The organism is Arthrospira sp. PCC 8006 (genome assembly GCF_046480465.1).
Taxonomy (GTDB): domain Bacteria; phylum Cyanobacteriota; class Cyanobacteriia; order Cyanobacteriales; family Microcoleaceae; genus Limnospira; species Limnospira platensis.
This window is the reverse complement of record NZ_PKGG01000167.1, coordinates 1-11,864: the sequence shown is the minus strand read 5'-3', so window position 1 is coordinate 11,864 and position 11,864 is coordinate 1. Positions and strand designations below refer to the sequence as shown.

The window sequence follows — 11,864 nt, the reverse complement described above, 5'->3', positions numbered from 1 at the left end:
TGATAAAGCAACRGTCCGCACCGGAAACWCCGTTACCATTAACGTCCTTAATAAYGATAGCGACCTTGATGGTGTTTTAATCCCAGATACCGTCACRGTAGTTGATTTACCAGACTACGGTAATATCACCGTTAACCCTAACGGAACAATCACCTATAGCCATGACGGTTCATCTACCAGTACGGATAGCTTTACTTATACCGTAGAAGATAATGATGGCGCTATCTCTAACCCAGCCACCGTCTCCCTCACCGTTTCCGAGTTAGACTTAGCCTTCGAGTCCGACGACTTCAACACCAACAGCCTAGACCCCCGCTGGAATTTTATCAGTCCCAGCAATAATAGTTCCTACCTACTCACCGGAACTGGTACACCAGATGCTTATGTAGAACTATCAGTTCCCGGTGCTACTGATATGTGGAATCGCAACCGTAGCGCCTCCAGACTCATGCAGCCCGCTCAAAACCAAGATTTTGAGTTAGAAATCAAATTTGCTGCCGACCCCGCCTTAGATAAGCAAATACAGGGGATTTTGGTAGAACAAGATGATAGTAACTGGGTCAGGTTTGATGTCTTTAAGACTAATTCAGGTTTAGCCTTATTTGCAGCTTCAACCCGTAACGGTGGTTCCCGGTCTATGATTCGTATGGGGGTACAACCCGGACAAGCCCGACACCTGAAAGTTAACCGAGAAGGGGATGTATGGACTCTCAACTATTCCCCTGATGGTGTGAGTTGGACGACAGCCGGGAGTTTTACGGAAGCCTTACAAGTGCAACAGGTGGGGTTATTTGCGGGAAATGCGGGAGGTTCATCATCTCCGCCGTTTACCTCCCAGGTGGATTACTTTTTCAATACAGCCGCCCCCATTATTCCAGAAGATACCCCCGACCTGTTACCTCCAACGGCGGCTTTACTGGCTCCTGATTTGACTCCTATCTTGGGTAGTGATACCGGATATGCTTTCACGGTTAGCTACTCTGATGACTGGGAAATTCAAGAATCTACTTTGGATGATGCCGATATTCGGGTTATAGGACCATTAGGGGTTCAGCAACTGGCTAGTTTGGTGCGTGTCTACGGTGAGGACAATGGAAACACCCGGAATGCTACCTATCAAATTGCACCTTCTGGCGGCGTTTGGGATGTCTCCGACGGCGGAACTTATACGGTCATCATGGAACCCAATGCCGTTAGTGATGTGGTGGGTAATTTTGTCCCAACTGCCACCTTGGGTAGTTTTACTATTGATTTTGGCGCTAATACAACTCAAAATATTGTTTTCCCGGCTGATGCGGGTGTGGTTGATGTTAGGGATTATGGAGCGATTCCTAATGATGGTATAGATGATACTGCCGCTATTCAGCAGGCTATTAATGAGAATGCGGGTCAAAATCGGATTATTTACTTCCCTAATGGGGTTTATGATGTTAGTGGTCAGATTACATACCCTGGTAGTCAAAAGCGCAATATTCTTCAGGGTGAAAGCCGCGATCGCACTATTATTAGACTTCAAGATAATTTGGGTTTTGATACTGCCGTTATTGATACCGGAAATCCACCCGCTCAACGGTTCCGTAATAGTATCAGGGATTTGACTGTTGATGTGGGTCAGGGAAACCCAGATGCGATCGCTATTAATTTTATCGCCAACAACCAGGGGACTCTCAATAATGTTCGCATAGTTTCCCGTGATGGACAAGGTGCGATCGGTCTTGATCTCGCTACCGATGAAAATGGACCTCTACTGGTTAAGGATGTCGAAGTCGTCGGATTTGATGTCGGTATTCGGACTTGGAATCCTACCGCTACTCAAACACTCGAAGGCGTTAAACTTGTTAATCAAAATGTTTATGGTTGGCAGAATTTTAATCAAACTCTGTTTGTGCGAGACTTAGAAAGCACTAATGCCGTTCCCGTCATTTGGAATATGCCCAATGGTTCCAGTGATTTTACGATTATGGATGCTAACTTAACCGGGGTCGGTGCAGCCGCCACTCAACCAGCTATTTATAATCAAAAAGGGATGTATGTTAATAATATCAATACCTCTGGTTATCAACTCGCTATTCGACAGGATGATAATGGACGAGGTAACTTGTCTCAACCTGATGGTTATGTGGCTGAGTGGATGGCGCATGGTGGCTTTAATACCCTATTTGATGCTCCCAATCAGGCTTTTGAACTGGAAGTTTTGCCGACTCCCTTAGTCCCTTGGGATGATTTATCTGTTTGGGTCAGTCCTTTGGCTTTTGGTGGTTTACCTAATGATGGCATTGATGATACCCTGGCAATTCAGGCGGCGATCGATTCTGGTGCTAGTACCGTTTACCTACCTAATGGGGTATGGAATATTGGTGGTAATCTTCAGTTAAGAAATAATCTACAGCGCTTTATTGGCACTGAAGCTACTATTCTAGGTAGTGGCACAATTACCGTCGCTGATGGCAGTGCCGATGTCGTCTCTGTGGAGCGTTTTGAAGCMCCAAATATTACCTTTATTCAAGACAGCGATCGGACTATGGTTATGTCCAATATGATTATTAATCAGTATTTTAATACCAGTCAAGGAACTGGGGATTTATATATTGAAGATATCAGTGGCGGTCCTTGGTCTTTCACTAATCAAAATGTTTGGGCACGTCAGATTAACCCAGAGAATATTCACAGTCCCCGCATTAAGAATGATGGCGGTAATTTGTGGATTCTTGGCTACAAAACTGAGGATGAGGGGACATTAGTTGAGACTGTTAATGGTGGAAAAACTGAAGTTTTGGGCGCTTATATCCTCCATGGAGAATTTGGAGATATCCCCGTTTTTATTAATAATGAATCCTCTCTAAGCTATGTCGCAGCCAGTTTCCGAACTTTCAAGGGTGAGCCTTTACCCGCTGTCGGAGTAGAGGAAATTCAGAACCTGGAAACCAGACGAACTGTGGGACTTCCTGGCTACTACAGTTCTACCTCTTTAAATCGCGTTCCCGTTAATACCATAGTTGGTACTCAAGGCGATGATTGGCTGAATGGAACAGACCCGAATTCCGCCACTCCGGGACGCGAACAAATAGATATATTGACAGGAAATGGCGGTTTTGATACCTTTGTCTTAGGTGATAGTAATTCTGTTTACTATGATGATGGCATTGATGACCAACCCGGTTGGCAAGATTATGCTCTGATTACTGATTTTAACAATGATGTGATTCAGCTTCACGGTAGCTCAGAAGATTATCGCCTGGCAGATAGTCCCCAAGGTTTACCTACTGGGTTGGCTATCTTCTATAAAGGTGATGTTACTGATGAACTTATTGGTATTGTGCAAGGAGTCAACAATATCAGTTTGAATAGTTCCTCGTTTGTCTATGTGTAATCCCTAATTACAGCATTCCTGGTTTATTGACGGTTGTTCACATAAGAGGCTACAGGTAAAACATGGCACAAACTTATCCTCCTCATCCCCGCGTTAGCATTGGTCTACCTGTCTACAATGGGGAAAATTTTATAAAGGAAACTTTAGATTGTCTATTGTCTCAGACTTTTGATGATTTTGAACTGATTATTTGTGATAATGCTTCCACAGACCGGACCGAGGAAATTTGCCGAGATTATGCCGCTAGGGATAAGCGTATCCGTTATTATCGCCATCCTGAAAATTTGGGTGCTGCTAAAAATTATAATCGAACTTTTGAATTGTCTACCGCTGAATATTTTAAGTGGGCAGCACACGATGATTTATATGCTCCCGAGTTTTTAGAACGCTGTGTAGAAGCCTTGGATACTCACCCGTCTACTGTTTTGTGTTACCCTCAAGAATACTGGATTGATGAACAAGGAAATCCGCTGAAATCTCATGCTGATATTTTAAATCTATCTTCTCCCAAAGTTATAGAAAGATTTAAAAAGTATCATGATATTTGGTATGAGCGCGGATATATGTCAGCTATGGTATTTGGCTTGATTCGTTCTGATGTGCTGAAAAAAACCAAGTTGATTGAGGATTATATTTGGGCGGATTTACCTTTGGCAGCTGAGTTGGCACTGCGGGGAGAATTTTATGAAATTCCTGAATATCTATTCTTTTACAGGTATCATTCCCAAACCTCACGAGCTATCCGTAAAGATGCTGGTAATGTGGCTCTTTTGAATTGGTATAACTCTCAGACAACTAGAAAGTTTGCACTCACAAATTGGACGCTTTTATGGGAATATATCAAAGTGATTAATCGGGTTCCTATCAAATTTTCCGAAAAGCTATATTGCTATGGTCAAATGGGTAGGTGGGTCTCTTGGAAGTGGAAAAGGCTGGGTTTCGAGTTGATGCAAGCTGCTGTCCAAGCCCCTAGTGTATATTTCCAAAAAACCCAAAATACTTAATTGGCTCAAGCCATCAAAGACTTTCCCCCTTTGATGCTCATAACCTATTAATTAAATTTCCGGTTCCATAAACTCTAAAAATAAGTCCACAGTCTCCGGTTTAACCCATCCCTTATTAATAGCCATTTCTCCAAACTTGAGTCCGGTTTTATGTTGGTTTTCTAAAATCATATCAATTTGCTTTTCATTTAATAAAGCCGCTGATTTTAAATAGTATCCTAAAGGATGCTGTTCTCTGTTAAGAGCTAATTCTGGTAACTTCTCCGTGAAAAACTCTATCGTTTCCGGTTTCAGTAAACCTTGAGAATTTAAAATGTCTCCAAAACGCAGGTTTTTTCGGACTCGCTGAGTTTGTAAAACCATCTGTACTTGATCTGGGGAAAGTAAACCCGCCCTTTGTAAGACACGCCCCACAGGTCGATAAATTAAACCCCTAGGCGATTCAATCAATACATTACTAGGAATTTCCGAGTATTGTTTTTTAACCCGGTTTAACCAATGATACTCAGTTAATAGTTGTTTAGTTGCTAATAACATAAACGGCGGAATTGTCTTAGCATAGCGACCAAACAAACGATTGGGTTCTTGAACTAATCGATAAAACCATTCTAACCCGGACTCTCGCACCCACTCTGGGGCGCGAGTCTGAAAACCAGCATAAACCGGAAATACCGCCCCAATTCCGATCATCACAGCCCGAATTTTGCCGCGATGCTGATGAATAAATTTTTCTTGTTTAGGACATCCCAGAGAAACAAAGACTAACCCCGCCCCACTATTGTGAATTTCTTGGATTAATGCCTCATCTTCGGCCGGAGTCAGGGGGCGAAATGGCAAAGATTTAAACCCCGCGACTTTTAAACGGGGAAATTCATGGCTCATCTTGGTTTGCATTTTTTCCAGCACTTCTGGTTTAGAACCTAAGAAAAAAACGCTGACGTTATATAAAGGTGCTAAGTTACACAGACTAAGGAGTATATCCATTCCTGCTACCCGGTCTTGAGGAATACCTACTTGCCGAATCATCCAGACTAGAGGCATTCCGTCAGGAGTCACCATATCAGCATTTTCTAAGATCCGAGCAAATACAGGATTCCAATAGGCTTCCATCAGCATATGAACATTTGCTACACAAACGACTCGGCTTTGTCGCCGAGAACCCCACTCCAAAATAGTTTCGATTTGGTCGCTGAACTGGAGAGCTGTAATATAAGATCCTACAACTTTAACTTGGCGAATAGGTAAGCTCATAGTTGATATATAACTTGAATATAACTAAGTTTAAAAAAAATCAAGCCATAGGTTTACTGCCAGTATAATCGACTCCATAGCTTTTTGGCAAATCAAGTTTGATTAACTTAGATTGTGATTTGTATCTTTCTTAGGAAACCTGACTAGGCAAATCATGAGGACAATGATATGTTAGTAGGTAAATATTAGCACCTCTAACTATGCTAGAAAAATCTATCTGTCCGGTATGCGGTTCTGAACATCGCCAAGTATTTTGGGAAATGTTGGATATTCCGGTTTTTTGTAATATATTATGGTCGGAGCGTGATGGGGCTATTAATTGTAATCGTGGCGACTTGAAACTGGCTTTTTGTCAAGATTGCGGTTTTATTGATAATATAGCTTTTGATCCAGAACGTTTAGAATATACCCAAGTTTATGAAAATGCTCTGGATTTTTCCCCTCGGTTTCAGCAGTATGCTCATAATTTAGCTACCAGATTAATCAATACCTACAATTTACAGGAAAAGATTATTATTGAGATTGGATGTGGGAAAGGTGAATTTCTTAGCCTATTGTGTGAATTAGGGAACAATCGCGGCATCGGTTTTGACCCGACTTATGTGCCTTTACCTGACCATGAAGCATTTAGCGATCGCCTGACATTTATTCAGGATTTATATTCGGAAAAATATGCTAATTACCAAGGAGATTTTATCTGCTGTCGCCACACATTAGAACACATACCCACCCCCACAAACCTGCTAAAATCCCTCGCACAAATAGTGGGAAATAAACCAGAAACCGGAATTTTCTTTGAGGTTCCCAATGCCTTAGATATCTTTCGTAATCTGGCAGTTTGGGATATTATTTATGAACATTGCTGTTATTTTGCGCCCGTCAGCCTAGGCTATGCTTTCTCATCCTGTGGTTTTGAGGTTAAACAAATAACGGAGGAATTCCGAGGGCAATTTTTATGTCTGGAAGCCCAGCCTAATCTTGATACCCATAGCACCATTAAACCCGAAACCGAACAGGTTAATCAGTTAGCTAACACCATTGCTGAATTTTCACAAAAGTTTGAGGATAAGTTATCAGAGTGGGAACAAAAACTAGGAGATATGGTTAATCAAGGTCAGCGGGTGGTGATTTGGGGCAGTGGTTCCAAAGGTGTGACATTCTTAAACTTTATGAAAGCCGCCAAGACAGCCATTGAATATGTTGTTGATATTAACCCTCGCAAACAGGGAATGTATGTAGCGGGAACTGGTCAAAAAATTGTCCCTCCTGCATTTTTAGTAGACTATAAACCAGATGTGGTGATTATTATGAACCCTATTTATGAACAGGAAATCACCCAGATGCTAGAGGATCTGGGTTTAACATCCTGTCAAGTGCGCTGTGATGTTTGAGGTTAAATCATTCTAATTTTGGAAGGGTCATTAATCCCCAAGTTTCCAGGTCCCAAATTCATGCTGATATCTAACCAGGGGGAACGGGTAATAGTGGCGCTAGTGGAGATATAATCAACACCAATTTCGGCAACTTGGCGAATAGTTTGTAGGGTAATATTTCCCGATGCTTCAATTTTAATGCGGCTATTATACTGGCGAATAATCTCGATCGCCTCTTGCATCATAGCTAGGGACATATTATCTAACATGATAATATCCGCCCCCGCATTTACCGCCGTTTTCACCTGTTCAATAGTTTCGGTTTCCACCTCAATAGTCAGAGGATAAGGCATAGTTTCGCGAATTAGGGCGATCGCCTTTTCAATACCCCCAGCCGCCAAAATATGATTATCTTTAATCAAAACCGCATCATCAAGTCCCATGCGATGATTTTTCGCCCCCCCGACTTGAATGGCATATTTTTCCAACAGTCGCAGTCCTGGGGTAGTTTTGCGGGTATCCACCAGTTGAGTCGGTAAATCAGCGATCGCATCGACATATTCACCTGTGGAAGTGGCTACCCCACTCAGTCGCATTGCCAAATTTAGGGCTACCCTTTCCCCCATCAACAAAGCATCTAGGGGTCCTTCTAATTGTAGAATTACTTGTCCACGATCGCACTGATCGCCATCTTTAACCGTTGGTTTCACCTGAAGGCGATCGCTTAACAGTTGAAAAACCCGCGCCGCCACTGGTAACCCCGCCACAATTCCTGGGGCTTTCGCCTCCCAATGGGCTGTTCCCCATAAATTTTCCCCCCTCAACAGACCATCAGTAGTGCGATCGCCCCTACCAATATCTTCCGTTAACCACTGTTTTAGCAGAGGGTCTAGGACTATCCAGGGCGGTAAAATTGCTGATTTGGGTTTCTTCATGGGATTTTTCCTTAAAAACTAAAGCCTCCCTCCGTTTATCACTGGAAGGAAGCTATAGTTTATATTAATCCTGGCATCTTGCTATTTTCCCAGGCAGCTACCCGCCAAGTATCTTCGCCGTTTCAGCGTTTCACATCCGAGTTCGGGATGGATCGGTGTGGTTCCACTGAGCCATAGACACCAGGAAAGACTTAAAATCTTTCGAGGTTGCCGGAAACTCGCTCTCGCTGTCGCTCTTGCTTGTTTCCCTCGCACAATTAATAATAGTAGTAGGTTATCAGATATATGTCAACCCCTTTGAGCAAATTTTTGGCAAATTTATGTCAAACCCTCTCCCACAGGGATTTTTCCCGTATCTGGGAATAGTTTATATTTCGGGAATGTTGCCGAAACTAGGCAACTGGGGGGGTAAATTATAAAAATCAGCTAGGCTCCCCGGCTACTGCAATTTTTTGGTAAAATGTTGAACTTCTACGCTCAGATCCAAACTATGTTCCCTAAATGGTTAATAATACACTGGCGTTTATTATTGGTGTTATCAGTTATTGGCGGACTGCTCACGCCATTTGTGCTGAACTTATATATTAACTTGCTCACCCAAACTCGTCGCTATACTGAGATCGCCGATGTTCCAGAAAAACCTGTGGCGATCGTCTTTGGGGCGGGACTTTGGGCTGATGGAACCCCTACACCGATGTTAGCCGATCGCATTCAGGGGGCGATCGACCTGTACAAACTGGGACGGGTTGAAAAGATTTTAATGACCGGAGACAATGGCACTCCCGAATATAACGAAGTGGTGGCCATGCAGCTATATGCGATCGACCAAGGAGTTCCCTCAAACGACATTCGCCTGGACTATGCGGGATTTAGTACCTACGAAAGCTGTTATCGCGCCCGGGAAATTTTTGGCATCGAGACGGCGGTACTAATCACCCAACAATACCACCTACCCCGCGCGGTCTATATATGCAATCGTTTAGGGATTGATGCGATCGGTTTTGGCACACCGGACTGGGGCAAATTTCGGGATGATTCCATGCGATTCTATACCCGGCGAGAACTTCTAGCCGTTGTCAAAGCTGTTGTCCAAGTCCATATTCTTCGCCCTAAACCCACCTTCCTAGGACCCTTTGAGGGAATGTATTAGTCTGATACCTTCCCCAATTGTCTGGAGTTGCGTTAGACTATCGCCAAAGTATAGCAGTCAGATCATATCTGGCTGATTTTTGGCAGCCTTTACCACCTTTGATGATTGCTTTATTTTCTGCTGTTATCCCCGTTGGGTGCATTGTTCTGATTGGTTTTATTGCCGGTAAAACCCTGATTATAGATCGCCAAACCATATCCCGTCTGCTGCTGTATGTTCTGTTTCCCATACTGATTATTGATACACTATATCGGACAAGTCTTACCCCCCAAAATATGGCAGGAATGGGAATAGGGTTTATTTTGACTTATATATCATTGTGTTTGGTAGCTTGGGCGATCGCACGTTATTTAAACCTGTCTCGGTCAACCGAAAAAAGTTTAATTGCCACCACCTCCCTATCAAATGTTGGCAATATGGGGTTATCTGTCACCCTCTTCGCTTTAGGAGAAGCCGGACTAGAAAGGGCGATTGTTTATTTAATCGCCTGGAATTTAGTAGTTTTAATCACAGCGCCAGCTATCATCAAAGGGGAAGGTTGGCAATCATCCTTAAAATTCACCCTCAGATTACCACTATTTTGGTCAATTATCGCGGCTTTGGTACTTTACGCACTTCCAATAAAATTGCCTTTTAATATTGATGAGGGATTGAATTTAGTAGCGGAATCGGCTATTCCCCTCGGCTTATTATTGCTGGGGTTAGAAATTGCCGAAAGTCACTGGAAAATTAGCCTTTATGAAGTGGGAGCCAGTTTTCTCAGATTAATCGGTGGTGCGATTATTGCCTATGGTGTGGGTTCCCTATTAAGACTCAGTGATTTGGATTTACAGGTGTTAATTTTACAGAGTGCTATGCCGACAGCTATCACGGCTTTTCTGATGGTTAATGAATTTGGCGGCGACCAAGTACGCACCGCCCGCGTGGTGGTAGTTTCTACTATATTATCGTTCCTAACTCTGCCTTTGGTATTATGGGGAATTAAAGCGATCGCCTAAAATATGACCCCCGATTTCATGGCGGAAATTCCGATAATCCCATGGGGTTGTTCAGAGCCGAGTCACAGTTGATCTAAAATATAGCCTGAAGCGATCGCTAAAAATTACCATGTGGAATCAAATTTGCGAACACATAACCACTGCTACCTCCCACACCTTTACAGCTAATAACCCTACTTCTGTAGGTGGTGGCTGCATTAACCAGGGATATCGCCTTAATGATGGCGATCGCAGCTATTTTGTGAAACTCAATAGCGCCTCTCAGGTTGCCATGTTTGAAGCGGAAGCCTGGGGAGTTAAACAAATGTGGGAAACCCAAACTATCCGCGTCCCTAAACCCATTTGTTGGGGTACTGCTGGCAATTCTGCTTATATCGTCCTAGAATGGTTAGAGCTAGGGGGTCGTAGCAATTCTCAGGCTATGGAGAAAATGGGGCGACAATTGGCGCGACTACACCAGTGGACTCCCCCGCCAGACTATCGGGGATATCAACAGTTTGGTTGGGATATCAACAACACGATCGGATCAACTCCCCAAATTAATACCTGGACTACTGACTGGGGAGAGTTTTGGCGAGATCATCGCATTGGTTATCAACTGAAACTCGCCAGACGGCGGGGAGGAACTTTTGAAAATAGCGATCGCCTCCTTGACAAAATACCAGAATTGTTGTCCGGTCATCACCCTAAACCCGCTTTAGTGCATGGGGATTTATGGGGGGGTAATGCCTCTGTTACCCATGATGGAGAACCAGTCATTTTTGACCCGGCTGCCTATTTTGGCGATCGAGAAGTTGATATCGCCATGACCGAAGTATTTGGCGGATTTTCCCCCGCATTTTATCAGGGCTATAATCAAATTTACCCTTTAGATAAAGGTTATTCTCGCCGCAAAATTATTTACAATCTCTACCATATTTTGAATCATTTTAACCTATTTGGTGGCAGTTATGGTTCCCAAGCCAATCAGATGATTCAGCAAATTTTACGTTCAAGTATTTAACAATTTAGGAGAGTTAATTTATGTCTCTGCAAGCCGAAATTGATAAAACTAGACAAGAGATTAAAACTGATAGTTACTCTATGTCTATTGGGGAGTTAATCAGCCTATATGAACATGATGAAATTGATATACACCCAGAATTTCAAAGAGTTTTCCGCTGGTCAGATAAGCAAMAGTCTACTTTTATAGAATCCATACTTTTGGGGATACCGATTCCGGCAATTTTTGTAAATCAAAGAGATGATGGTATTTGGGATGTTATTGATGGGGTACAGAGACTATCAACTATTTATGAGTTTATCGGTATTTTAAAGAAACCCACAGATTTATCTCAAGAACATCAAAGAAATTTCAGATTACAAGCTACCACATATCTGCCTTCTTTAAATGGGAAAATGTGGAATCATCCCGAAGACCCCAAAAACTCTTTAACACCAACACAAAGATTGTTAATTAAACGGGCAAAATTTACCGTTAATATTGTCGAAAAAGAAAGTGACCAAATGATGAAATATGAGTTATTTCATCGGCTCAATACCGGAGGTTCAATTGCTACCCCTCAAGAACTCAGAAACTGTATCCTATTAATGTTAAATAAAGATTTGTATCATCTCATATATGATTTGGCAAATCAGGATTTATTCAAAGGCTGCATTGCTTTAAGTGATAGGCTTTATGAAGAACAGTATCATATGGAATTAGTATTGCGTTTTGTACTGCTTTTTGATGAGGATGATCAAAGTTTACAAAAACTAGGGGGTGATGTGAGCGAGTTTTTGA

9 protein-coding genes and 1 rRNA gene are annotated in these 11,864 nt (G+C 42.6%); 7 read left to right on the top strand and 3 right to left on the bottom strand.

What is annotated here, in order from left to right:
• A partial coding sequence (locus B9T16_RS20090; RefSeq protein ID WP_410245596.1) for a glycosyl hydrolase family 28-related protein occupies positions 1–3,370 on the top strand: 3,370 nt, incomplete at its 5' end.
• A 62-nt stretch (positions 3,371–3,432) separates the two neighbouring features.
• A complete protein-coding gene (locus B9T16_RS20085; RefSeq protein ID WP_006619639.1) occupies positions 3,433–4,374 on the top strand; it encodes a glycosyltransferase family 2 protein in 942 nt (313 codons plus the stop codon).
• 51 nt (positions 4,375–4,425) lie between these two features.
• On the opposite strand, the gene B9T16_RS20080 is transcribed toward B9T16_RS20085, so the two are convergent.
• The gene (locus B9T16_RS20080; protein WP_006619640.1) at positions 4,426–5,625 is read right to left on the bottom strand and encodes a WecB/TagA/CpsF family glycosyltransferase; all 1,200 of its coding nucleotides are present in this window, start codon (positions 5,623–5,625) and stop codon (positions 4,426–4,428) included.
• 200 nt (positions 5,626–5,825) lie between these two features.
• Between B9T16_RS20080 and B9T16_RS20075 the strand changes: the two genes are divergently transcribed.
• A complete protein-coding gene (locus B9T16_RS20075; RefSeq protein WP_006619641.1) occupies positions 5,826–7,016 on the top strand; it encodes a class I SAM-dependent methyltransferase in 1,191 nt (396 codons plus the stop codon).
• A 2-nt stretch (positions 7,017–7,018) separates the two neighbouring features.
• Here the strand turns inward: B9T16_RS20075 and nadC are convergent, their stop codons facing one another.
• Both nadC and rrf read right to left on the bottom strand, forming a co-directional pair.
• A complete protein-coding gene (nadC, locus tag B9T16_RS20070) occupies positions 7,019–7,933 on the bottom strand; it encodes a carboxylating nicotinate-nucleotide diphosphorylase (RefSeq protein WP_014275424.1) in 915 nt (304 codons plus the stop codon).
• 68 nt (positions 7,934–8,001) lie between these two features.
• Positions 8,002–8,118: ribosomal RNA gene (gene rrf, locus B9T16_RS20065) — 5S ribosomal RNA — on the bottom strand.
• Between the two features lie 275 nt (positions 8,119–8,393).
• On the opposite strand from rrf, the gene B9T16_RS20060 reads away from it, so the two are divergent.
• From B9T16_RS20060 to B9T16_RS20045, 4 genes are all read left to right on the top strand, one after another.
• The gene (locus B9T16_RS20060) at positions 8,394–9,083 is read left to right on the top strand and encodes a vancomycin high temperature exclusion protein (protein WP_014275422.1); all 690 of its coding nucleotides are present in this window, start codon (positions 8,394–8,396) and stop codon (positions 9,081–9,083) included.
• 101 nt (positions 9,084–9,184) lie between these two features.
• Complete coding sequence (locus B9T16_RS20055; RefSeq protein ID WP_035735190.1) at positions 9,185–10,081, top strand: AEC family transporter; 897 nt, start codon at positions 9,185–9,187, stop codon at positions 10,079–10,081.
• 109 nt (positions 10,082–10,190) lie between these two features.
• Entirely contained in the window at positions 10,191–11,084 is an 894-nt protein-coding gene (locus tag B9T16_RS20050) for a fructosamine kinase family protein (protein WP_006619645.1), read from the top strand.
• 20 nt (positions 11,085–11,104) lie between these two features.
• A partial coding sequence (locus B9T16_RS20045; RefSeq protein ID WP_410245595.1) for a DUF262 domain-containing protein occupies positions 11,105–11,864 on the top strand: 760 nt, incomplete at its 3' end.